A 22,134-nucleotide genomic window follows, 5' to 3' on the forward strand; every position below is an offset into this window, starting at 1 on the left:
CCCCAGCCCCCACGACACCCCCACCGCAAACCCCCCGCCCGATATGCCCCGTATCATCACAGAGTGACCTGGCTCCGAGCGCTGAAATTGACCGCCCGCTCGGGCCTCAGCGTCGAGCGGAAGCGGCTCGAACCCCTCATCGCGCTCCGCGGCGCAGCCGGCCTCGCCGTAGTCATCGGGCTCAGCCTCACCCTCTTCGGCCCGGCCGTAGCCGCCAGCTCAGCCTTCGGCGCGTACCAGGCAGCCATCGCCACCTTCCAGCGCAGCTGGCGCCCCCGCCCGGAACTCGCCATCGCCTCCGGCAGCAGCCTCGCCGTCTCCACCTTCCTCGGCTACCTCACCGGCTCCCACACCTTCCTCTTCCTCGCCCTCCTCGCCCTGTGGACCTTCCTGGCGGGCCTCAGCTGGGCCGCGGGCCCCACCATCGGCCTCATCGCCTCGTCCAACGTCGCGATCATGCTGGTGACGGTCACCCTGCCCACGTCCGTGGCCGCCGCGGCGGGCCACGCCGCGATGATGGTGGTGGGCGGCGCGGTCCAGGCCGCGCTGGTGATCCTCTTCCCGGTACGCAGATGGGGCGCCCAGCGCGACGCGCTAGCGGACGCCCTCGCGGCGGAGGCCGACTACGCCCGCAGGCTGCGCCACGACCCGCTGGCCGACTTCGACCCGGAGCCCCTGATGGCGGCCCGCGCCGCGGCGACCATCACCCCGCGCCAGGCCCGCACCCGCCCCGCCGAACTCCACGGCGCCCGCGGCGTCGCCGAACGCATCCGCCCCGTGCTCGCCTCTCTGGCCGACCCGGCCGTCGGCGTACCGGAAGAAGGCCCAGAGCGGGACCGCGTACGCGAACTCCTCGGCGCGGCGGCAGCGGTGCTCGACGCCGCCGCGCGGGCGATCCGGCACGGCGAACCGGTGCGCATCCCGCCCGCGGCCCTGGCCACCCTCAAGACCCCGGACGCCGAAGCGATCCTCACGGGCCCGGCCGGCAGAGCGGCCACCCGCCTGGCGGCCCTGCTGCACGACGTGGTGGAAACGGCGGGCAAGCCCCCCGAAGGCCCCCGCACCGACCCGGAGGGCACCCGCGCGCCCCCCGAACAGCAACCACCCCACACCACACCCCACACCCCACCCCACACTCCCCTCCTCCGCCCCACCCTCCCCGCCCTGATCCCCGCGGCCCTGCGCGCCATGCGGGCCGACCTCCGCCACGAATCCCCCGTCACCCGCCACGCGATCCGCGTCACCGCGGTGGCCGCCGCCGGCTATCTCCTGGGCACCTGGCTCCCCTTCGGCCACGGCTACTGGGCCCCCATGGCCTCCGTCATGGTGATGCGGCCCGACTTCTCACAGACGTACTCACGCGCCGTGGCCCGCTTCGGCGGCACCCTCGTCGGCGTCGCCCTGGCCACCGGCCTGGTCCAGGTGGCGCACCCCGACACCGGACTCTCCGCGATCCTCGCCGTGCTCTGCGCCGGAATGATGTACCTGCTGATGCGTACGGGCCAGATGGCGGCCCAGGCCTGCGTCGCCGCGTACGTCGTGTTCCTGCTCGGCATGGGCGGCGAACAGTGGACGCAGACGGTGCCGGAGCGCGTCATCCTGACCCTGCTCGGCGGCGTCCTCGCGATGATCGCGTACGCCGTGTACCCGGCCTGGGAGACGCCGCGCCTGCGCACCCGCCTCGCCGACTGGCTGATCGCGGACGGCCGTTACGCCGCTGCGGTCGTCGGCCACTACGCCGACCCCGCGGGCAAGTCCTGCCCCGACGTCCGCGAGGCGCTGCTCGCCGCCCGCGACGCCCGCGTCGCCTGGCACGAGGCGTCCGACCGCGCCAAGATCGAGCCGGTACGCCACCGGGGCCTCTCCCGAGCCGCGGCCACCGACGCGGAGGATGCCCTGGCCCAACTCGGCCGCGTGGCCATGCTGATGGAGGCCCATCTGCCCGAGCGCGGCGCGACCCCCGTCCCCGCGGCGGCCCGCCTGGCCAAGGCCCTGCGCAAGTCGACCGAGCAGGGCGCGAAGGCGGTGCGCGAACGCCGCGTACCGAAGTGGGATGCGGTCCGCACCGCCCTGGAGGAGTGGGACGGCGAAGGCGTGCCCGACCGGGTCGTGCGCAGAGGCGCGGGCCTCCTCCTCACCACCCTGGAGGAGGTCTCCGACGCCCTGGACACGAGCCCGGCCCCGATGCTGGTGGACGGCTCCGACGCACAGGAAAAGACCAACGGGCGGCAGGACCCCGAAGGCCCTGCCGCCCGCTGACGACCGTACGAAAAATCAGGATGCACCGGAGAATCCACAAGCACCGGAGAACCGAGAAGCACCGGAGAATCCACAAGTACCTGAGAACCCAGAAGCACCGGAGAACCCACAAGCACCGGAAATCAGGACTGCGGAAGCCCCGCCGTCGGCAGCCCCTCCGGCAGCTTCCCGCCCTCGGTCTTCGTGAACTGGTCCGTTCCGGAGCCCTCCCACGCGACCGACATCGACGTGCCGTTGACCGACTCGACCGTGCCCTTGGTGCGGCCCGAGTCGCCCTTGGCGCACTTGAGCTCGATGGTGTCGGCGCTCGCCGTGCCGCTGCACAGCACGTCCTCACCGAGCAGCGTCGCCTTCTTGTCGGCGATCACCATCGCGAGCGGGCTCCCGTCGGCGGTGGTGACCCAACTGCCCTCGACGCTCCCGTCCTTGGCGCCGGAGCCGCCGGAGCCCTCCTCCGGCGTGTCGGACCCACCGGCCCCGGCGGACGAACCCGCCGAGCCCTTGTCCTTGCCCTTGCTCCCGCCGTCGTCACCGTCACTGCTGCAACCGGTCAGGACAAGGGCGGCGACAAGACCCGCCGCCGCGGCACCGATACGTACGTTCCGGACACGCATGCGCACTGAATTCCCCCTAGCGACTGGCCGATGCAACGGGCCGATCGGCCGACTCGGTCGATGAACGCGCGCCAAGCTACCAGGACGACTTGCGCACCCCGGGGAGGAATCCGGCGTGCGCTTGATCACGCAACTTCACCCGCGAAAGCCCGAACTTCCCCACGTATCCACGCGGACGCCCGTCGACGCTGTCCCGATTGCGCACGCGTGTGGCGCTCGCGTCCCGCGGCTGACGCGCCAACTCCGCCTGGGCGGCGGCACGTTCGGCATCGCCGGTGCCGGGCCTGCGGATGATCTCCTTCAGCTCGGCGCGGCGCGCGGCGTACCGGGCGACGATCTCGCGGCGCTTCTCGTTCTTCGCGATCTTGCTCTTCTTCGCCATCAGACCCTCACCCCACGGGCACGGATCCGGGCGACGGCGGCCTCGACGCCGATGGCGTCGACGGTCTTGATGCCCTTGGCGCTGAGCCGCAGCCGCACATGACGGCCCTCGCTCGGCAGCCAGTAGCGCTTGCTCTGGACGTTGACGTCGAACCGGCGCGACGTGCGCCGGTGCGAATGGGAGATCTGGTTGCCGAAGCCCGGCTTCGCGCCGGTCAGCTGGCAGTGGGCGGACATGGTGACGCACCTCTCGGGTCGTGGGGAGGGGATCCCCGGTGGAACCGTTTTGAAAACGGCATTCATTTTCATACACTAGCGCCATGGCTCGCAACGAACTCCGCCCCGTCATCAAGCTCCGGTCCACGGCCGGCACCGGGTACACGTACGTGACCCGCAAGAACCGCCGCAACGACCCCGACCGCATGACCCTGCGCAAGTACGACCCCGTCGTCGGGCGCCACGTCGATTTCCGAGAGGAGCGCTGACCGCCATGCGCAAGGACATCCACCCGCCGTACGGCCCGGTCGTCTTCCGCGACAAGTCCGCCGGCTTCGCCTTCCTCACCCGGTCCACCGCGACGAGCGAGAAGACCATCGAGTGGGAGGACGGCCGCACGTACCCCGTCGTCGACGTCGAGGTCTCGTCCGCGAGCCACCCCTTCTACACGGGCACGGCCAAGGTCCTGGACACTGCGGGCCGCGTGGAGCGGTTCGAACGCCGTTTCGGCGCGCGGCGCCCCGGTGAGCGCGGCCGATGAGCTCCATGGACATCGCGATCGTCGGAGGCCTGCACTCCGACGCCCGCAAACAGGCCGTCGACCGGCTCCTCACCACCGTTCCGGGCAGCGTCGCGCTCCACCACGACCTGGAGACGGCCGTGCACGGCACGGTCGTACGCACGGTGCGCGACGCCACCGGCGTGCTCTCCACCGGCGAGGCGCCGCTGGTCAACGACTGTGCGTGCTGCGCGCTGCGCGAGGACCTGGTGCCGGAGCTCGAACGGCTCGCGGACTCGGGCCTCACCCGGCTCGCTGTCGTCGAGCTGTGGGACTCCGTCGAGCCCAAGGCGATGGCCGAGGTGATCACGGCGCACGAGGGCCTGCGGCTGAGCGGTGTGATCACGGCAGTCGACCCGGCCCTGCTGCTGCCCTACCTCGGCAACGGCGACGACCTCCTGGAGGCCGGGCTCGCGGCCGCCGCGTCGGACCAGCGGACGGTCGCCGACACCTGGGCCCGCCAGCTCGAGTACGCACCTGTCCTGGCCATCGCGGACTCTCCCGAGGCCGATGACGAGGACCACGCGCTCCTCGCCCAGCTCCACCCGACAGCCCGCCAGGTCCCGATCAGCGGTCATGGGGACCTGGCGGGCGCCGCGCTCGCCGGTTTCGACGTCGAGGCGGCCGCCGCGGCGCAGCACCCGTCCTGCGCACTGCTGCCGACCGACGCCGACGAGCACGGGGTCGCAACGCTCGTATGGCACCGGGACCGGCCCTTCCACCCGGAGCGGCTCTACCAGGCCCTGGAGGATCTGACCTGCGCGGCGGCGCGCAGCCGCGGCCGGTTCTGGCTGGCCGACCATCCGGACACGCTGCTCGGCTGGGACGCGGCCGGCGGCGCGCTGTGCGTGGAGAGCGCGGGGCCGTGGCTGGCCTCGCTGCCGGACGCGGCGTGGGAGATGGTGCCGCCGGTGCGGCGCGCGGCGGCCGCGCTCGACTGGCATCCGGAGCACGGCGACTGCTGCCAGCACCTGGTCTTCATCTCGCCGGGCCTGGACCGCGAGGGGCTCGAAGAGGTCCTGGAGTCCTGCCTGTTGACCGACGAGGAGTACGCCGCAGGGCGCGACGCCTGGAAACACCTGCCCCCCGCCTTCGACACCCTCCTGGAGGTCTGAATGTCCCCCCGCAAGCCGAACCCGCGCGTCCAGAAGCCGCGTCCCAATCCCCTCGACCAGGCGAAGATCACGTACATCGACTACAAGGACACGGATCTGCTCCGGAAGTTCATCTCGGACCGCGGCAAGATCCGCTCCCGGCGGGTCACCCGTGTCAGCGCCCAGCAGCAGCGGCTGCTCGCGCGGGCGATCAAGAACGCCCGGGAGATGGCGCTGCTGCCGTACGGCTCTCCTCGCTGAACCGCGCCCCTCCCGGCCCTCCGAAGGCGGGCATCCCCCTACGTGTGACCCGTAGGCGGATGCCCGCCTTTCGTCGTATTCATGACCACGATCGGCCGATGGCCTGGACCATGACGCGCATGGTGGAACACGAAGGGCGCGGTATGCGTCTCTCTAGCGGGGGCCGGCGTTCGCATGTCGTGCGGGGGCCTGGGCAGGTGCTGACAGAGCTGTAACCAAGGGAACACCCCGCGTGCACGTGCATCTGCCCATGCATCGGCATGTGAACACAGCTATGATCCGGGACAGTTGACCACTGCATCTAGAGCCACATCAGGCACTGCACCACCGGGGAGCGACCTGTGCACCACGTGTTTAACGGCATGGCGGCCACGGAGCTTCACGGGGTGGTCTGGCAGAAGAGCAGGCACAGCAACTCGCAGGGATCCTGCGTGGAGTTCGCGAAACTGCCCGGTGGCGACGTCGCCGTGCGCAACTCGCGCTTCCCCGACGGCCCGGCGCTCGTCTATACGCGGGCGGAGATAGAGGCGATGCTGCTCGGGATGAAGGACGGGGAGTTCGACCACCTGATAGGTGGTTAGCCCGCTGAAAAGCGGGTGCGGCCGCCCATGGCGGCGGCCGGCCCGCCTGTGACAGCTGGACCGGCCCGCTTACGGCAGCTGGACCGGCCCGCCTACGACAGCTGGAACAGTGCCCAGACCACCTTGCCGCGCAGGGTGCCCGCGAGCGGGTGCCAGCCCCAGCTGTCGCTGAAGGAGTCCACCAGGAACAGGCCGCGGCCCGACTCGGCGGAGAAGTCGTCGTCCGTCTCGCGCGCCACCGGACTGTCGTCGCTGGGATCGCGCACCGCGCACACCAGGCGCGAGGTCCAGCGCATCAAGTGCAGCCGCACCGGCGGGTTCTGGTCGCGCGGGGTGTCGGATGGCAGCGCGTGTCTGAGGGCGTTGGTGACGAGTTCGGAGACGACGAGAGCTATGTCGTCGAAGCGCTCTTCCAGTTCCCACTGATTCAGCGTCTTGCGCGTGAACTGCCGTGCGCTGCCCACCGCTTCGTAGCGGGCGGGCAGGGAGCAGGATGCCGCGCTGGAGACCGCAGAAGGGTCGAGTGGGGGAAGCCCCTGCCGTAACGGCTCGAGCATGGTCGATCCATTCGTCCCCATGCGAGGCACTCCCCGGTTTCGCGGTACATAGCGATGGAGCGGTGGCGCGGTCGGTGGTACAGAGGTGGCGCGCGGACCATGGTTCCGAATGCGTACAGCAGATGCAAGGGCAGATGCACGTGCACGCGCCGGACTTGGCCGTTCCCGTGCCACTTCTTGCCTATTTCTTCCTACGACTTCTTGTGGAGGACTTCCGAAGGCTTTCCGTTTCTGTAACCGAACGAGTACGGCCTGAAGCGTTTAATGGCAGACTGCTGGCTTCCAAGTGATGGGGAGGATTGAGCGAAGTGACCGCAGGGGAGTCGAGCGGCTCGGTCGTACGGCGCATGCTCCTTGGCTCGCAACTCAGGCGCCTCAGGGAATCGCGTGGCATCACCCGTGAAGCGGCCGGCTACTCGATCCGCGCTTCCGAATCGAAGATCAGCCGCATGGAGTTGGGACGGGTGAGCTTCAAGTCCAGGGACGTCGAGGACCTGCTGACGCTGTACGGCGTCACCGAAGAGACCGAGCGCGTCGCTCTGCTCTCGCTCGCCAAAGAGGCCAACCTCGCAGGCTGGTGGCACAGTTACTCCGACGTCCTGCCCGGCTGGTTCCAGACCTATGTGGGTCTCGAAGGCGCCGCATCGCTCATCCGTGTCTATGAAGTGCAGTTCGTCAACGGCCTGTTGCAGACCGAGGCGTACGCCCATGCGGTCGTCGCGCGCGGCATGAAGGGCGCGAGCAAGGCCGAGATCGAGCGCCGCGTCGCGCTCCGTCTCGAGCGCCAGAAGCTGCTCATCTCCGAGCGCGCTCCCCGCTTCCACTGCGTACTCGACGAGGCGGCCCTGCGACGCCCGTACGGAGACCGGGAAGTGATGCGCGGTCAGATTCAGCATCTCATCGACATCTCGGAACGGCCGAATGTCACCCTTCAGGTGATGCCGTTCAGTTTCGGTGGGCACTCGGGCGAGAGCGGAGCGTTCACGATGCTGCGCTTCCCGGAATCGGACCTCTCGGACGTCGTGTACGTGGAGCAGCTGACCGGAGCCCTGTATCTCGACAAGGCCGAGGAAGTGGCCCAGTACGAGCGGGTGGTGAGCCAGCTGCAGAGCGACAGCCCGAATCCGGCCGATAGCCGGGATCTTCTCCGTGGTCTACTCCAACTGACCTGAAACGTCAGTACGATGACGTGAAATCAGATGTCTGCACAGTCTGCGGCAAGGGGTCTCATGTCCTTCTTCACTGACCTGGCTCACCAGTACATCGACGGTGAGTGGAAGGCCGGCTCCGGCTCCTGGGACATCATCGACTTCAACCCGTACAACGGGGAGAAGCTGGCGTCGATCACCGTGGCCACGGCCGACGAGGTGGACCAGGCCTACCGGGCGGCCGAGCGTGCGCAGAAGGAGTGGGGCGCGACCAACCCCTACGCCAGGCGCGGTGTCTTCGAGCGCGCCCTGCGCATCATCGAGGACCGCGAGGACGAGATAGCCGAGGCGATAGTCGCCGAGCTGGGCGGCACCCGGCTCAAGGCCGCCTTCGAGCTGCACCTCACCAAGGAATTCCTGCGCGAGGCCGTCCATGTCGCGCTGCAGCCCGAGGGCCGCATCCTGCCCTCGCCCGACGCCGGCAAGGAGAACCGCCTCTACCGCGTCCCGGTGGGTGTGGTCGGGGCCATCAGCCCCTTCAACTTTCCGCTCCTGCTCTCCCTCAAGACCGTCGCCCCTGCGCTCGCCCTGGGCAACGCGGTGGTGCTCAAGCCGCACCAGAACACGCCTGTGATGGGCGGCAGCTTCCTTGCCAGGCTGTTCGAGGACGCGGGGCTTCCGGCCGGTGTGCTGAACGTCGTCATCACCGACATCGCCGAGATCGGTGACGCGTTCATCGAACACCCGGTGCCGAGCGTCATCTCCTTCACCGGCTCGGACCGCGTCGGCCGGCACGTGGGCACGGTCTGCGCGTCGAACTTCAAGCGCTCGATCCTGGAGCTCGGCGGCAACAGCGCCCTCGTCGTCCTGGACGACGCGGACATCGACTACGCCGTGGACGCGGCGGTCTTCAGCCGGTTCGTGCACCAGGGGCAGGTCTGCATGGCCGCCAACCGCATCCTCGTGGACCGGTCGCTGCAGGCGGAGTTCACCGAGAAGTTCGTCGCGAAGGTCGCGACCCTGAAGGCCGGCGACCCGGCGGACCCGGCGACCCACATCGGCCCGCTGATCAACTCCTCGCAGGCCGACGCGGTGATGAAGACCGTCGAGCAGACGGTGGCGTCGGGCGCGAAGGCGCTGATCCACGGCCATGTCGAGGGAAACCTCGTGCACCCCACCGTCCTCGCGGACGTGCCGGCCGACTCCCCGGTCCTGCAGCAGGAGATCTTCGGCCCCGTCGCGATCCTGATGCCCTTCGACGGCGAGGACGACGCCCTGCGGATCACCAACGACACCCCGTACGGGCTCAGCGGCGCCGTCCACACGGCCGACGTGGAGCGCGGTGTGCGGTTCGCGCAGCGGGTGAAGAGCGGCATGTTCCACGTGAACGACGGCACCGTGCACGACGAGCCGATCGTGCCCTTCGGCGGCGAGAAGAGCTCGGGCGTCGGGCGGCTGAACGGCGAGTCGACGGTGGACGCGTTCACGACGCAGAAGTGGATCTCGGTGCAGCACGGCAGGTCGCGCTTCCCGTTCTGATGCGGAGCACCCTTCTGCGTACGTCGTAGAACTCCCCGACCGAACCTGCGGACCCTTGCGGACAGAACCTGACCGCAAGGGTCCGTAGCGTCTGTGGTGTCGGAAAGCCCGGCAGGCTCCACAGGCTCGGAGAGGCGGACCCCCATGGTCACCCACGTCAACGCAGAGGCCCCCGGCGACGAGCGCGGCGCGCTGCTCGCCTTCCTGGACGCCGAGCGCGGCGGCATCCGGCGGGCCCTGATCGGCCTGAGCGACGAGCGGGCGGCGACGAAGCCGAGCGCCAGCGAACTCTCGCTCTCCGGGCTGCTCAAGCATGTCGCGGAGGTCGAGGAGGGCTGGATCTCGCGCGCGAAGGGCGTCGCCCCGGCGGTCGAGCGCACCGAGGCGAACTGGGACGAGTGCTTCCGCCTGACCGAGGACGAGACGGTGGAGTCCGCGCTCGCGTACTGGGCCCAAGTGGCCGACCGCACCGAGGAGTTCATCCGCTCCCTGCCCACCCTCGACGCGACCTTCGCGCTCCCGGACCAGCCGTGGTTCCCGAAGGAGGACGTGTCGATGCGCTGGGTACTGCTCCGGCTGATCACGGAGATGTCCCGGCACTCGGGCCACGCCGACATCATCCGCGAGTCCCTCGACGGCAAGACGGCCTTCGAGCTGGTGGCCCTGGAGCGCGGGGAGAGCTGGGGCTAGGGGCCGGCTAGGAGTTCTCCTGCCCCTCGTCGTCGAGGTGGGCGGCCATCTCCGCCCGCAGGGCGTGCAGTTCGCGGAGCTGATCCGGGGTGGGGGTGCCGTCGGCCGCGAGCGCCCGGTCGATGATGCGGACCGCGGCCGCGTGGTCCTCCTTGGACGCGCCGAGGAGGGTGGCCTGGTGCAGGGCACGCGCGTACCGCTCCTTGGGCACCGGCGCGTGCTCGAAGGAATCGGCGATGGGCTGCCCGATGCGGACGCAGTTGCCCGCCGGGTCCGTCATCAGGAACTGCCGTACGCCGTAGCTCATGTCCCGCACGGTCCCGATCCGGGGCAGGCCGCGGGTCGGGATCCGGCCGAGGGTCTGCTTGAGGCCGGCGCGGAAGGACGCGTGGAGGGTGTCCACGTCGTCGGTCAGGATGTAGCAGGTGCTGTAGGAGGCCTTGGGGTCGTAGTCCTTCAGCTGGAAGAACTGCAGTTGCATGTCGCCGCGCCGGACCACGCCGTGCGGATTGGGCGCCTTCTGGCGGAAGGTCACCTCGAAACCGATGGCCTCGTAGAAGTCGAGTGTCTCGTCGAGCTTGTGGCAAGGGAACAAGGGGATCATTGTCTCAGCCATACCGCTACTCTAATCAAAGTTGATTAGAAAGAGAGGTGGCTTCATGTCGGCGATCCGACTCCTTGTCCTCGGTGCCGTCCGTCAGCACGGCCGTGCGCACGGCTATCAGGTGCGCAACGACCTGGAGTACTGGGGCGCCCACGAGTGGTCCAACGCCAAGCCCGGCTCGATCTACCACGCCCTGAAGCAGATGGCGAAGCAAGGCCTGCTGCACGCGCACGAGATCGCCCCGTCGACCGCCGGCGGGCCGCCGCGCACGGAGTACGAGATCACGGAAGCCGGCACCGAGGAGTTCTTCGCGCTGCTCCGGTCCGCCCTCACCTCGTACGACCAGCGGCCGGACATCCTTTCGGCGGGCCTCGGCTTCATCGTCGACCTGCCGCGCGGCGAGGCCGTCGAGCTGCTCAAGGAGCGGGTGCGCAGCATCGAGGAGTGGCGCAGGTCCGTCACGGAGTACTACACGCCCGAGGACGGCCCGGAGCAGCTCGGGCACATCGGCGAGATCATGAACCTCTGGGTGCACACGGCCGACGGTGGCGCGGAGTGGGCGCGCGGCCTGATCGAGCGCATCGAGGGCGGTTCCTACACGTTCGCGGGGGAAGGTGAGCCGTTCGTCGCAGTGCTCGGCGAGGGCGAGGTGAACCCGTACGCGACCGGGGAGCCGCACGCGGGGGACGACGGCTGATCGTCGGGAAGTGTCCGCTAATCAAGTTTGACGAATCCTGAATCCGGGAGTACCTTCCTTCGCGTTGGGTTCGTAGTCAAGTTTGACTACGGGTGCGGATCGGGCTCGGAGGGAGACGGATGACGGACGCGATCGTCGTCGAGGGAGCGCGGAAGCGGTACGGGGAGAAGCGGGCCCTTGACGGCCTGGACCTGACCGTCGGGCGGGGCACGGTGCACGGCGTGCTCGGTCCGAACGGCGCGGGCAAGACCACGGCGGTGCGGGTGCTCGCCACGCTGCTGCGGGCGGACGAGGGCCGCGTGGAGGTCGCGGGGTACGGCGTGAAGCGGCAGCCGGACGAGGTGCGCAGGCGGATCGGACTGCTCGGCCAGCACGCGGCGCTCGACGAGGAGCTGAGCGGCCGGCAGAACCTGGAGATGTTCGGGCGGCTCTACCACCTGGGTGCCCGCCACGCGCGCGTGCGGGCCGATGAGCTTCTGGTCCGGTTCGGCCTCGGGGAGACGGGCCGCAAGGCCGTCAAGCAGTACAGCGGCGGCATGCGCCGCCGCCTGGACCTCGCGGCCTCGCTCATCACGGACCCCGAGGTGCTGTTCCTGGACGAGCCGACCACCGGCCTCGACCCGCGCGGCCGCACGGAGGTGTGGGACGCGGTCCGCTCGCTGGTGGACGGCGGCACGACGGTCCTGCTGACCACCCAGTACCTCGAAGAGGCCGACCAGCTCGCGGACCGCATCTCGGTGGTCGACCACGGCCGGGTCATCGCGGACGGCACGGCGGACGAGCTGAAGTCGAAGATCGGTGGCGACCGGATCGACGTGGTGGTGCGGGACGCGGCCCAACTGGAGGACGTGGCCCGCCTGTTGCCCGGCGGTGCCGCCCTGGACGCCGACCGCAGGCTGGCGAGCGCGCCGGTCGAGGACCGGATGGAGGCGCTCACCGGGGTCGTACAGGCGCTGCGGGCGGCCGGCATCGAGGCCGAGGACATCGCGGTGCGCAGGCCGACGCTGGACGAGGTGTTCCTGCGGCTTACGGGACGTACCGAAGACCAGGAACGCATGAAGGAGGCTGTGTGAGTACGTCCATGACGAGTGGCCCTTCGATGACGGCCGGTACGCCGATGAAGCGGGGCTCGGCGATCGGCTGGGCCGCGACCGACTCCTGGACCATGACGCGGCGCGAACTCGCGCACTGGGCGCGGCAGCCCGTGCAGGTCCTGGTCGGCCTGGTCTTCCCCGTGATGCTGCTGCTGATGTTCAACTACCTGATCGGCGGCGGAAAGGGCATCGAGGGCGACTACGCCGAGTTCCTGGTGCCCGGCATGTTCGCGCTGACCATGACCTTCGGTCTGGACGCCACGATGGTCGCGGTCACCCAGGACCTCAACAAGGGCGTGATCGACCGCTTCCGTTCCATGCCGATGACCAACGGGGCGGTCCTCGTGGGCCGTTCGGTCGCCGACATGCTGCAGTCCGTGGCCTCGCTCCTGGTCATGATCGGCGTCGGCCTCGCGATCGGCTGGCGCTGGCACGGCTCCTTCGGGGCGGCGCTCGGCGCGGTGGGGCTGCTGCTCCTGCTGCGGTTCGCGATGCTGTGGATCGGCATCCACCTGGCGATGGTCGCGGGGAAGCCGGAGCTGGTGGCGGCCGTGCAGATCCTGGTCTGGCCGGTCGGTTTCCTCTCCAACGCCTTCACGGTCCCGCAGAACATGCCGGACTGGCTCGGCGCGGTGGTCGAGTGGAACCCGATGTCGGCGACGGCCACGGCGGTGCGCGATCTGTTCGGCAACGACCCGGGAGTGGTGGGCACTTCGTGGGCGGCGGAGCATGCGGGGCTGATGGCGGTGGTGTGGCCGGTGGTGCTCGTGGGGGTGTTCCTGCCGCTGGCCGTACGGAAGTTCGGGGCGCTCAGCAAGTAGTGGGCGATCAGCTGCCCTAGTGGTGGAATCCCGTGGCTGCCTCCCGGTCCCGGGTGAACGGGTGCGGCTGGCGGCGCAGTTCGGGCAGCAGCCGCCGCAGATCCGCCAGGAACAGCTCCGCGAGGTCGGCCGAGAAGCCGTTGCGGCAGACCACGCGGAGCACCGCCAGGTCCTCGCGGTGGGCCGGGAAGGTGTACGCGGGCACCAGCCAGCCGTGCTCGCGCAGCCGCCGGGACACGTCGAAGACGTCGTACGCCTTCACGTCGTCACGCGTCGTGAAGGCGAACACCGGAAGCTGGTCGCCGCGTGTGATCAGCCGGAAGTCGCCGAGGGCCTCGACGCGTTCGGCGAGCCCGCGGGCGACGTTCCGGCTCGCCTGCTGCACGGCCCGGTAGCCGTCCCGGCCCAGGCGCAGGAACGTGTAGTACTGCGCGACGACCTGCGCGCCGGGCCGGGAGAAGTTCAGCGCGAACGTCGGCATGTCACCGCCGAGGTAGTTCACCCGGAACACCAGCTCCTCCGGCAGCGCGTCCGCGTCCCGCCACAGCGCCCAGCCGACGCCCGGATAGACCAGGCCGTACTTGTGGCCCGACGTGTTGATCGACGCCACCCTCGGCAGCCGGAAGTCCCACTCCAGGTCCTCGTCGATGAAGGGCGCGATCATCCCGCCGGACGCGCCGTCGACATGCACGGGGATGTCGAGGCCGGTGCGCTCCTGGAGGGCGTCGAGGGCCGCGCAGAGCTCGGCGACCGGCTCGTACGAACCGTCGAAGGTCGAGCCGAGCACGGCCACCACGCCGATCGTGTTCTCGTCGCAGAGCTCGGCGGCTGCCTCGGGGTCCAGATGGAAACGGTCGCCCTCCATGGGGACCTGGCGCGCCTCGATCTCCCAGAAGTTGCAGAACTTGTCCCAGCAGACCTGGACGTTGACGCCCATGACGAGGTTCGGGCGGGCGGCGGGGGAGGGGTAGCGGTCGCTGTTCCGCTGCATCCAGCGGCGCTTGAGCGCCATCCCGGCGAGCATGCAGGCTTCGCTCGACCCGGTCGTCGAGCAGCCGACGGCCGCCGTCGGGTCCGGCGCGTGCCACAGATCGGCGAGCATCGCCACACAGCGCCGCTCCAGCGCGGCGGTGCGCGGGTACTCGTCCTTGTCGATCATGTTCTTGTCCCGGCACTCCGCCATCAGGACGTCGGCCTGCGGCTCCATCCAGGTGGTGACGAAGGTGGCGAGGTTGAGCCGCGCGTTACCGTCCAGCATCAGCTCGTCGTGCACCAGCTGGTACGCAGACATGGGCGGCAGCGGTCCTTCGGCGAGGCGGTGCTTGGGCGGCGCCTCGGTCATGCCGCCGACCGGGTCGGCCTCTCCGTAGAAGGGGTTCACCGCGAGAGGGCGCTCCTTGGAGTCGCCGTCGGGGTCCTCGCTGCGGTGGAACGGCATGGGCGGTCTCCTCGGGCTGAGGGGTTCTCCCTATATGGGCTTTATGTTCCTGCTGGCGAGGATATGGCCCCCCGTCGGGGCCTGCACTTGCACCTCACGTGGCGTGAGGACACAGGCTGAGGTGCGTACCGAGAGAGAGGCGGGAGCCATGAGCTACTCCGTGGGACAGGTCGCCGGTTTCGCCGGAGTGACGGTGCGCACGCTGCACCACTACGACGAGATCGGCCTGCTCGTGCCCGGCGAGCGCAGCCATGCGGGCCACCGGCGCTACGGCGACGACGACCTGGACCGGCTGCAGCAGATCCTGTTCTACCGGGAGCTGGGCTTCCCCCTCGACGAGGTGGCGGCCCTCCTGGACGACCCGGAGACGGACCCGCGCGAGCATCTGCGCCGCCAGCACGAGCTGCTGACCGCCCGGATCACCAAGCTCCAGGAGATGGCCGCCGCCGTCGAGACCGCCATGGAGGCGAAGAAGATGGGCATCAACCTCACGCCCGAGGAGAAGTTCGAGGTCTTCGGGGACCACGACCCCGACCAGTACGCGGAGGAGGTCGAGCGGCGCTGGGGCGACACCGACGCCTACAAGGAGTCGCAGCGCAGGCATGCCTCGTACACCAAGGACGACTGGAAGCGGATCAACGACGAGGCCGAGGCGATCAACGCCCGCATGAGCGACCTGCTCGACCGGGGCCTGCCTGCGGACTCCGTGGAGGCGATGGACGTCGCGGAGGAACACCGCCGCTTCATCTCGCGCTTCCACTACGACTGCTCGTACGAGATCCACACCTGTCTCGGCGAGATGTACGTGGCGGACGAGCGGTTCACGGCCACCTACGAGGCGATCCGGCCGGGGCTCGCGGTCTACACGCGGGACGCGATCCTGGCGAACGCGGTGCGCAACAGCTGAGACGGGTCAGTTGAGATGGGTCAGTAAGGGGCATCCGCACAGTAAGGGGCATCCGCCATGGCGGATGCCCCTTACGGCTACTCCCCTGGCGCGATCACGACCGCCGTCCCGTACGCACACACCTCCGTGCCCACGTCCGCCGCTTCGGTGACGTCGAACCGCATCATCAGGACCGCGTTGGCACCCCGCGCGCGTGCCTGCTCGATGAGGCGCTCCATGGCCTGGTTCCGGGTCTCCACCAGCGTCTTCGTGAGGCCCTTCAGCTCTCCGCCGATCATGGACTTGAGGCCGGCGCCGATCTGGCTGCCGATGTGCCGGGAGCGGACGGTGAGGCCGAAGACCTCACCGATAACCTGTTGTACGCGGTAGCCCGGTACGTCGTTCGTCGTCACGACCAGTACGTCGGACTGCGGATTGAGGCCGCCGCCGAAATCTTCGATACCCATGGCACACAGCTTTGTCCCAGGTGGCGCACAGTGCACCCTGGGGAGTGCAGTGGAACCTGGGCACGTCACCTCGCGTTGATAGCTTTGGGCGGCCATCCCCGCCGCATCGACCTCTCACCCTCAGGAGCCCGGAACCGTGACGACGCTTGCGCTCGGACCAAGCTGGCTGGATCCGGATTACCTCTTGAACACGTTCGGGGTCTGGGGCCTGCTCGCGATCGTCTTCGCCGAGTCCGGCCTGCTCATCGGCTTCTTCCTGCCGGGTGACTCGCTGCTGTTCACGACGGGCCTGCTGATCACGACGAAGCAGCTGGACTTCCCGCTCTGGCTCTGTGTCGTCCTCATCTGCATCGCCGCGATCCTCGGCGACCAGGCGGGCTACCTCTTCGGCAAGAAGGTCGGCCCCGCGCTCTTCAACCGCCCGGACTCCAAGCTGTTCAAGCAGGAGAACGTGGTCAAGGCGCACGAATTCTTCGAGAAGTACGGCCCGAAGTCCCTGGTCCTGGCCCGTTTCGTGCCCATCGTGCGCACGTTCACGCCGATCATCGCCGGCGTCAGCGGCATGCGGTACCGCTCGTTCATCACGTTCAACATCATCGGCGGCGTCCTGTGGGGCGCCGGCGTCACGCTGCTCGGCGCGTGGCTGGGCAACATCGACTTCGTGCACAAGCACATCGAGGCGATCCTCATCCTGATCGTCCTGATCTCGGTGGTCCCGATCGCGGTCGAGTTCCTGCGGGCCCGCAGCAAGTCCAAGAAGTCGGCGGCTGCCGAGGGCGAGATCCCCGGGGCGGTGCCCCAGGCCCCGCGCGGCCGGCACGCCAAGCGGTAGCCCTCTAGAAGCCGCGCGTCCGCTTGGCCGCGCGGCGGTTCGCGGCGGACGTGGCGCCCGGCACCTTCAGGATCAGCCGGGACACCTCGCTCCCCAGGTTCACGCCGATCGCGATGGCCAGCGCCGTCGCGGCGGCCTTGGTGAGCGAGTTGAGGCCCGTGGTCATGTCGTTCTGGGCCAGGGCGAGCAGCCCGAAGTAGATCGCGCTACCGGGCAGCAGCGGGCCGATCGCCGCCGTGACGTACGGCAGTGAAGAGGCGAACCGGTAGCGCGAGAAGAGCTGCCCGAACAGGCCCACGAGCCCGGCGGCGATCGCCGTCGCCGCGACCGGCGAGAGCTCGAGCGACGTCTGTGCGAGGGCGCCGAACATGACCCAGGCGATCCCGCCGTTGAGGGTCACGATCAGCACGGTGTGACGTTCCTGCTGGAGCAGGATCGCGAAGGCGAGACTCAGCGCCATCGACGCCAGGATCTGGATCACCGGGCGCGAGTCGGTCGCCACGAACGCCGTCTCCGGCTGCAGGCTCGTCGCGTCCGCCATCACGCCGAGCGACAGCACGAGCAGTACGCCGACGACGATGCCCACGACGAGATAGCAGACCTCGAGGAGGCGGGCGGCCGCGGTGATGTAGTAGCCGGTCAGGCCGTCCTGGACGCCCGCCACCAGGGCTCTTCCCGGGATCAGCGCGAAGAGGCCACCCGTGATCACCGCTGACGCGTTGACCTCCTGGGAGTGCACGAGGCTGAGCGTGACGCCCATCGCGGCGGGCGGCATCGCGGCGCCCACGAACTGGTAGAACTCCGGAAGCCCGCGGCCCGCGCACAGCCAGGCGAGACGGTCGCCGAGCATCGCGCCGAACGCCGCGACCAGGAAGACCAGGACGCCACCGCCGACGAGCACGGAGGCCGAGCCCGCGAGCAGCCCGCTGGCCGCGGTGAGCGCCCAGCCGGGGTAGGGGTGGCGGTTACGGCGGATCGCCGCGAGACGCCGGTAGGCCTCCTCCAGGGAGACATCGGTGTCCGTGTCGCTGATGTCGTCCACCAGCTGGAAGACCGCCCCGAGCCGCGTGTAGTCGGTGCCCCGGCGGCGTACCGTCCTGGAGGCCGTGACCGGGTCCTCCACCAGGGACGGCTGGTGCGAGATCGAGAGCAGCGTGAACGTCACGGTCGGCTCGCAGCGGTCGAGGCCGTAACTGCGGCAGACGGCGAACATCGCCGCCTCCACGTCCTCGGCGCCCTCACCGCCCGCGAGCAGCAGCTCGCCGATACGCAGCGTCAGGTCGAGCACGCGCGGCACGGCGGGCCCGGTCTCGTCCTCGTGCCGTTGCGACGCCTCCGGAGTGGGCCGCTCGGCGACCGGCATGCGCAGCATCGTGCGCATCTGGTCCTGCCAGGGCACTTCCTTGGTGAGCTTCACCAGGGGGACGCCGTGCGGGGGCGTGAAGGCGGGCGGCGCGTTGCGGGCGCTGTAGGTGTGCGGCGGGGTGAACGCCGACTTGTCGGTCTCCTGAGTCGTCGACGAGGGACTCGGCACACCCGTCGGGATCGCGAACTCGGAGGTCGTCTGCGCCTCGTCCTCGGGCACCGGAGGCTGCGGCACTACACCGGTGGGCTGAGTGAACGCGCTGCGTGCCTCGTCCGACTGTGGCTTGCGGTCTTCCGCATCCTGCTGGTCAGCCACTTACTTCAGCCTCATTCCCACATACGAACCCTTGTGCACCTCCAGTACGAACAGTATGCGCGGGGATACGCGAACGGGCCGCGCGGTCCTGGTGAAGACCGCGCGGCCCGTCAGAGGCGGGGGAGGTTGGGTCAGTGACCCTGGGCCTCGGCGCGCTTGTACGACTTCTCGATCTCGGCCTCGGCGTCCGCGCGGCCGACCCAGTCGGCGCCCTCGACGGACTTGCCGGGCTCCAGGTCCTTGTAGACCTCGAAGAAGTGCTGGATCTCCAGGCGGTCGAACTCGGAGACGTGGTGGATGTCGCGCAGGTGCTCCACACGGGGGTCGGAGGCCGGCACGCAGAGCAGCTTGTCGTCGCCGCCCGCCTCGTCGGTCATCCGGAACATGCCGATCGCGCGGCACTTGATGAGGCAGCCCGGGAAGGTCGGCTCGTCCAGGATGACGAGGGCGTCCAGCGGGTCACCGTCCTCGCCGAGGGTGTTCTCGACGAAGCCGTAGTCCGCGGGGTAGCTGGTCGACGTGAAGAGGCGACGGTCCAGGCGGATCCGGCCGGTCTCGTGGTCCACCTCGTACTTGTTCCGCGAACCCTTCGGAATCTCGATGGTGACGTCGAACTCCACGGGTGGCTCCTCCATGATCAGCACATACTTCGGGTGGTTAAGTGTCCCTCACGCAGAAGTGTGATCGCGAAAGGGGCTGGTCGTCGTGCCTGAGCTCAAGCCTTGGCAGCAGACCCGGCAGCTATTGAGGCAGCTTCCGAAGCCTTCGGCTCCCAAGCTCCCTGGCGCTCTCAAATCTCCTGCGAAACTCAAGACCTGGCAGCTCACAGCGGGTGCCGCCACCGTCGGACTCGCTGTCGCGGCCGGGGCGGTGGCCGCGGCCGGCCCTTGGGACTCCTCCGGTCAGCGTACGGCCGAGCGGGACTGGGCCGCTTCTCAGGAGGCCGGGGGTGGCACAGATCACGGCGCTCGTACGTCCGGACAAGCGCCGGAAGCCGCCCCGAGCGCCCCTTCCGTGCTCAGCGGGCTCGGCGCTCCCGCCGGTGCCGCGAAGGGCGGCGCGGCGGCGCCCGTGCCGAACGGGAAGGCGCTCGCGGGGGTCCTCGACCCGCTGATGAAGGACAAGGCCCTCGGCCCGGAGCGCTCGGCCGTCGTCGTCGACGCGGACACCGGGGAGCGGGTCTACGGCAAGGGGGTGGGCGAGACCCTGACGCCCGCGTCCACCACGAAGATCGCCACGGCGGTGGCGGCGCTGACCGCCGCCGGCGCGGACCACCGCATCACCACGAAGACGGTGATCGAGCCGGATTCGAAGGACGTCGTCCTGGTCGGCGGCGGCGATCCCACGCTCACCGCCCGCAAGGACGGCCCGTACGCGAAGAGCTCCGCGAGCCTGCGCGAGCTGGCCGAGGACACCGCGCGCGCCCTGAAGGACCGCGACGCCGACAAGGTGACTCTGTCGTACGACACCTCGCTGTACGCCGGCCCTTCGAAGCACCCCATCGGGCCGAACGAGAACCTCTCCCCGGTCACCGCCCTGATGGCCGACGAGGGCCGCCTCGACGACTCCGCCAGCGGGCCCGCCGCGCGCTCGGGCGACCCGGCGAAGGACGCGGCGAAGAAGTTCGCGGACCTCCTGAAGGACCACGGCATCGAGACGAAGAAGGACCCCGCCCCGGCGAAGGCGTCCGGCCGGGCGGAATCCCTCGCCAAGGTCGAGTCCCCGCCGCTCTCGTCCCTGGTCGAGCGGATGCTGACGCACAGCGACAACGACATCGCGGAGGCCCTGGCCCGCCAGACGGCGCTCGCCGCGAAGGAGCCGGCGAGCTTCGACGGCGCGTCCAAGGCGATCTCCGCCGAGCTGGGCAAGGTCCGGCTGCCGATGGCCGGGGCGAAGTTCGCCGACGGCAGCGGCCTCGACCGGGCCGACCGGATCTCCGCCGAGCTGCTCGCCGCGCTCCTCGACCGCGCCGCCGACCCGGCCCACCCCGAACTGCGCTCGGTGGTCACGGGCCTCCCCGTGGCCGGCTTCACGGGCACGCTGGTCGACCGCTACCCCAAGGACTCCCCGGGCACCGGCGTCGTACGCGCCAAGACCGGCACCCTCACGGGCGTGAACACCCTGGCGGGCACGGTCGTGGACGCGGACGGCCGCCTCCTGGTCTTCGCCTTCATGACAACGGGCACAACGGACCCGAAGGCGGCACAGGCGGCACTCGACGGAATGGCATCAGCGGTGGCGGGCTGCGGCTGCAGGTAGCCGTCTCTTGGCCGCCCTTGCTGTGGGCAGGCGTTCCGCAGGGCGGAACGGGTGGGCACAGCGCCAAGTGCGGGGCGAGCGATGAAGCGGGCGCTCAGGCCAAGGCAGCCCCTAAGGGCCAGGGTCGGGGAAGCTCCGGGGGTGCAACCTACTCCGCAGCCGGACACGACCACGTACCGTTGACGCATGACGAGCATCGGTGGTGCGGAGATGGTCGACTGGAATCTCGCGGTGGCGACCGCGACCCGGCTCGTACGGCCGGGTCCAGAAGTGAGCCGGGACGAGGCGCGTGCCATCGTCGCCGAGCTCCGCAAGCATGCCAAGTCCTCGGAGGAGCACGTCCGTTCCTTCACCCGGATGGGGACGGGCGACATCCATGACACCCCGGTGCTCGTCGTCGACCGGGCCGGCTGGATCCGGGCGAACGTGGCGGGGTTCCGGGAGATCCTCAAGCCCCTCCTCGACAAGATGCAGGACCGCCGCGGCAGCGGCCCCGGCGGCGCCATGCTCGGCGCGGTCGGCGGCAAGGTGACGGGCGTCGAGCTGGGCATGCTGCTCTCCTTCCTCGCCTCGCGCGTCCTCGGGCAGTACGAGACCTTCGCCCCGGCCACCCGCGACCTCCCGGCGGGGGAGAACGGCGGCGGCAGGCTCCTCCTCGTCGCGCCGAACATCGTGCACGTCGAGCGCGAACTGGACGTCGATCCCCATGACTTCAGGCTCTGGGTCTGTCTGCACGAGGAGACGCACCGCACCCAGTTCTCCGCCGTGCCCTGGCTGCGCGACCACCTGGAGGGGGAGATCCAGTCATTCCTCTCCGAGACCGACGTCGACCCGATGACGTTCCTGGAGCGCATCAGGGAGGCCGCCCAGTCGCTCGCAGGCGGCCGCCCCGAGGGCGAGGAGGACGACGGGGGCCGCTCCATCGTCGAGCTGGTCCAGACCCCCGCCCAGCGGGAGATCCTCGCCCGCCTCACGGCCGTCATGTCGCTCCTGGAGGGCCATGCGGACTTCGTGATGGACGGGGTCGGACCCGATGTGGTGCCGTCCGTCGGCGAGATCCGTGAGAAATTCCAGCAGCGCCGCGCCCGCGGGGCGAGCCGCCTTGACCAGGCGCTGCGCAAGCTCCTCGGCCTTGACGCGAAATTGCGCCAATACCGGGACGGCGAGCGTTTCGTCCGAGCCGTCGTCGGCGAGGTCGGAATGGACGGCTTCAACCGCGTGTGGACTTCGCCGAACACCCTGCCCACCAAGGCGGAGATCGCCAAACCGGCGGACTGGGTCGCGAGGGTGCACCGTAAGGGAGAGTGAGGGACCGGATGCGGCCGATGGCAGGAGAACGCCCCCGCAATCACCCGTCCGAGGGACCGTGAGCCATGGGTAGGCGTGCAATGCTCGGGGAACGGCTCGGCTCTGTCACCATCGACACACTCTGAGTGACTAACCTCATGAGGTCTGA

At 69.7% G+C, this 22,134-nt stretch carries 25 protein-coding genes; 16 read left to right on the forward strand and 9 right to left on the reverse strand.

What is annotated here, in order from left to right; genetic code table 11:
- The first annotated feature begins 63 nt into the window (after window positions 1-63).
- Complete coding sequence (locus tag AB0G47_RS25735; RefSeq protein WP_360774276.1) at window positions 64-2,259, forward strand: FUSC family protein; 2,196 nt, start codon at window positions 64-66, stop codon at window positions 2,257-2,259.
- A 122-nt stretch (window positions 2,260-2,381) separates the two neighbouring features.
- Here the strand turns inward: AB0G47_RS25735 and AB0G47_RS25740 are convergent, their stop codons facing one another.
- From AB0G47_RS25740 to rpmB, 3 genes are all read right to left on the reverse strand, one after another.
- Window positions 2,382-2,873: a hypothetical protein gene (locus AB0G47_RS25740; RefSeq protein ID WP_360774278.1), complete on the reverse strand. Its 492-nt coding sequence runs from the start codon at window positions 2,871-2,873 to the stop codon at window positions 2,382-2,384.
- Between the two features lie 76 nt (window positions 2,874-2,949).
- Window positions 2,950-3,255, reverse strand: a complete 306-nt coding sequence (gene rpsN / locus AB0G47_RS25745) for a 30S ribosomal protein S14 (RefSeq protein WP_360774281.1) — start codon at window positions 3,253-3,255, stop codon at window positions 2,950-2,952.
- A complete protein-coding gene (gene rpmB, locus AB0G47_RS25750) occupies window positions 3,255-3,491 on the reverse strand; it encodes a 50S ribosomal protein L28 (protein WP_135330562.1) in 237 nt (78 codons plus the stop codon). The genes rpsN and rpmB overlap by 1 nt, the downstream gene beginning before the upstream one ends.
- A gap of 83 nt (window positions 3,492-3,574) precedes the next feature.
- Between rpmB and rpmG the strand changes: the two genes are divergently transcribed.
- From rpmG to AB0G47_RS25775, 5 genes are all read left to right on the forward strand, one after another.
- Complete coding sequence (gene rpmG, locus AB0G47_RS25755) at window positions 3,575-3,739, forward strand: 50S ribosomal protein L33 (RefSeq protein WP_003999141.1); 165 nt, start codon at window positions 3,575-3,577, stop codon at window positions 3,737-3,739.
- 5 nt (window positions 3,740-3,744) lie between these two features.
- Complete coding sequence (locus tag AB0G47_RS25760; protein ID WP_360774285.1) at window positions 3,745-4,011, forward strand: type B 50S ribosomal protein L31; 267 nt, start codon at window positions 3,745-3,747, stop codon at window positions 4,009-4,011.
- The gene (locus AB0G47_RS25765; protein ID WP_360774288.1) at window positions 4,008-5,144 is read left to right on the forward strand and encodes a GTP-binding protein; all 1,137 of its coding nucleotides are present in this window, start codon (window positions 4,008-4,010) and stop codon (window positions 5,142-5,144) included. The genes AB0G47_RS25760 and AB0G47_RS25765 overlap by 4 nt, the downstream gene beginning before the upstream one ends.
- Window positions 5,145-5,384 carry a 30S ribosomal protein S18 gene (gene rpsR / locus AB0G47_RS25770; protein WP_266863810.1) on the forward strand — a complete coding sequence of 80 codons (240 nt, stop codon included), beginning with the start codon at window positions 5,145-5,147 and terminating at the stop codon, window positions 5,382-5,384.
- A gap of 341 nt (window positions 5,385-5,725) precedes the next feature.
- Window positions 5,726-5,965 (forward strand): DUF397 domain-containing protein, encoded by a 240-nt coding sequence (locus AB0G47_RS25775; RefSeq protein ID WP_360774291.1) that lies wholly within the window; start codon window positions 5,726-5,728, stop codon window positions 5,963-5,965.
- A 92-nt stretch (window positions 5,966-6,057) separates the two neighbouring features.
- Here AB0G47_RS25775 and AB0G47_RS25780 read toward each other — a convergent pair whose 3' ends face one another.
- Window positions 6,058-6,543, reverse strand: coding sequence for an ATP-binding protein (locus tag AB0G47_RS25780; protein ID WP_360774294.1), 486 nt, complete (start codon window positions 6,541-6,543; stop codon window positions 6,058-6,060).
- Between the two features lie 287 nt (window positions 6,544-6,830).
- Here AB0G47_RS25780 and AB0G47_RS25785 point away from each other — a divergent pair, with 287 nt between their 5' ends.
- From AB0G47_RS25785 to AB0G47_RS25795, 3 genes are all read left to right on the forward strand, one after another.
- Window positions 6,831-7,694 (forward strand): helix-turn-helix transcriptional regulator, encoded by an 864-nt coding sequence (locus AB0G47_RS25785; protein WP_360774297.1) that lies wholly within the window; start codon window positions 6,831-6,833, stop codon window positions 7,692-7,694.
- A gap of 57 nt (window positions 7,695-7,751) precedes the next feature.
- On the forward strand, window positions 7,752-9,209 hold the full coding sequence (locus AB0G47_RS25790; protein WP_360774300.1) for an aldehyde dehydrogenase family protein: 1,458 nt from the start codon (window positions 7,752-7,754) through the stop codon (window positions 9,207-9,209).
- A 144-nt stretch (window positions 9,210-9,353) separates the two neighbouring features.
- A complete protein-coding gene (locus AB0G47_RS25795; protein WP_360774303.1) occupies window positions 9,354-9,899 on the forward strand; it encodes a DinB family protein in 546 nt (181 codons plus the stop codon).
- A 7-nt stretch (window positions 9,900-9,906) separates the two neighbouring features.
- Here AB0G47_RS25795 and AB0G47_RS25800 read toward each other — a convergent pair whose 3' ends face one another.
- Window positions 9,907-10,515, reverse strand: coding sequence for a VOC family protein (locus tag AB0G47_RS25800; protein ID WP_360774306.1), 609 nt, complete (start codon window positions 10,513-10,515; stop codon window positions 9,907-9,909).
- 43 nt (window positions 10,516-10,558) lie between these two features.
- Here AB0G47_RS25800 and AB0G47_RS25805 point away from each other — a divergent pair, with 43 nt between their 5' ends.
- From AB0G47_RS25805 to AB0G47_RS25815, 3 genes are all read left to right on the forward strand, one after another.
- Window positions 10,559-11,200: a PadR family transcriptional regulator gene (locus AB0G47_RS25805; protein ID WP_360774308.1), complete on the forward strand. Its 642-nt coding sequence runs from the start codon at window positions 10,559-10,561 to the stop codon at window positions 11,198-11,200.
- A gap of 119 nt (window positions 11,201-11,319) precedes the next feature.
- Complete coding sequence (locus tag AB0G47_RS25810) at window positions 11,320-12,273, forward strand: ATP-binding cassette domain-containing protein (protein WP_360774311.1); 954 nt, start codon at window positions 11,320-11,322, stop codon at window positions 12,271-12,273.
- Between the two features lie 26 nt (window positions 12,274-12,299).
- Window positions 12,300-13,115: an ABC transporter permease gene (locus tag AB0G47_RS25815; protein ID WP_360774536.1), complete on the forward strand. Its 816-nt coding sequence runs from the start codon at window positions 12,300-12,302 to the stop codon at window positions 13,113-13,115.
- A 16-nt stretch (window positions 13,116-13,131) separates the two neighbouring features.
- Here AB0G47_RS25815 and AB0G47_RS25820 read toward each other — a convergent pair whose 3' ends face one another.
- The gene (locus AB0G47_RS25820; RefSeq protein WP_360774314.1) at window positions 13,132-14,553 is read right to left on the reverse strand and encodes a glutamate decarboxylase; all 1,422 of its coding nucleotides are present in this window, start codon (window positions 14,551-14,553) and stop codon (window positions 13,132-13,134) included.
- Between the two features lie 148 nt (window positions 14,554-14,701).
- Between AB0G47_RS25820 and AB0G47_RS25825 the strand changes: the two genes are divergently transcribed.
- Window positions 14,702-15,460 (forward strand): MerR family transcriptional regulator, encoded by a 759-nt coding sequence (locus AB0G47_RS25825; protein WP_360774317.1) that lies wholly within the window; start codon window positions 14,702-14,704, stop codon window positions 15,458-15,460.
- Window positions 15,461-15,537: 77 nt separating this feature from the next.
- Here the strand turns inward: AB0G47_RS25825 and AB0G47_RS25830 are convergent, their stop codons facing one another.
- Window positions 15,538-15,906, reverse strand: a complete 369-nt coding sequence (locus AB0G47_RS25830) for a YbjQ family protein (RefSeq protein ID WP_360774320.1) — start codon at window positions 15,904-15,906, stop codon at window positions 15,538-15,540.
- Between the two features lie 136 nt (window positions 15,907-16,042).
- On the opposite strand from AB0G47_RS25830, the gene AB0G47_RS25835 reads away from it, so the two are divergent.
- Window positions 16,043-16,738 (forward strand): VTT domain-containing protein, encoded by a 696-nt coding sequence (locus AB0G47_RS25835; protein ID WP_360774322.1) that lies wholly within the window; start codon window positions 16,043-16,045, stop codon window positions 16,736-16,738.
- A gap of 4 nt (window positions 16,739-16,742) precedes the next feature.
- On the opposite strand, the gene AB0G47_RS25840 is transcribed toward AB0G47_RS25835, so the two are convergent.
- Both AB0G47_RS25840 and AB0G47_RS25845 read right to left on the reverse strand, forming a co-directional pair.
- Window positions 16,743-18,419: a threonine/serine exporter family protein gene (locus AB0G47_RS25840; RefSeq protein ID WP_360774325.1), complete on the reverse strand. Its 1,677-nt coding sequence runs from the start codon at window positions 18,417-18,419 to the stop codon at window positions 16,743-16,745.
- Window positions 18,420-18,550: 131 nt separating this feature from the next.
- Window positions 18,551-19,039 (reverse strand): inorganic diphosphatase, encoded by a 489-nt coding sequence (locus AB0G47_RS25845; RefSeq protein WP_135330561.1) that lies wholly within the window; start codon window positions 19,037-19,039, stop codon window positions 18,551-18,553.
- An 85-nt stretch (window positions 19,040-19,124) separates the two neighbouring features.
- Here AB0G47_RS25845 and dacB point away from each other — a divergent pair, with 85 nt between their 5' ends.
- Together dacB and AB0G47_RS25855 are read left to right on the forward strand one after the other, a co-directional pair.
- Window positions 19,125-20,678: a D-alanyl-D-alanine carboxypeptidase/D-alanyl-D-alanine-endopeptidase gene (gene dacB / locus AB0G47_RS25850; RefSeq protein WP_360774328.1), complete on the forward strand. Its 1,554-nt coding sequence runs from the start codon at window positions 19,125-19,127 to the stop codon at window positions 20,676-20,678.
- A gap of 186 nt (window positions 20,679-20,864) precedes the next feature.
- Window positions 20,865-21,986 (forward strand): zinc-dependent metalloprotease, encoded by a 1,122-nt coding sequence (locus AB0G47_RS25855; protein ID WP_266863781.1) that lies wholly within the window; start codon window positions 20,865-20,867, stop codon window positions 21,984-21,986.
- Window positions 21,987-22,134 lie beyond the last annotated feature (148 nt).

Source organism: Streptomyces sp. NPDC021622, from assembly GCF_040640795.1.
In the GTDB taxonomy this organism is placed as follows: Bacteria; Actinomycetota; Actinomycetes; order Streptomycetales; family Streptomycetaceae; genus Streptomyces.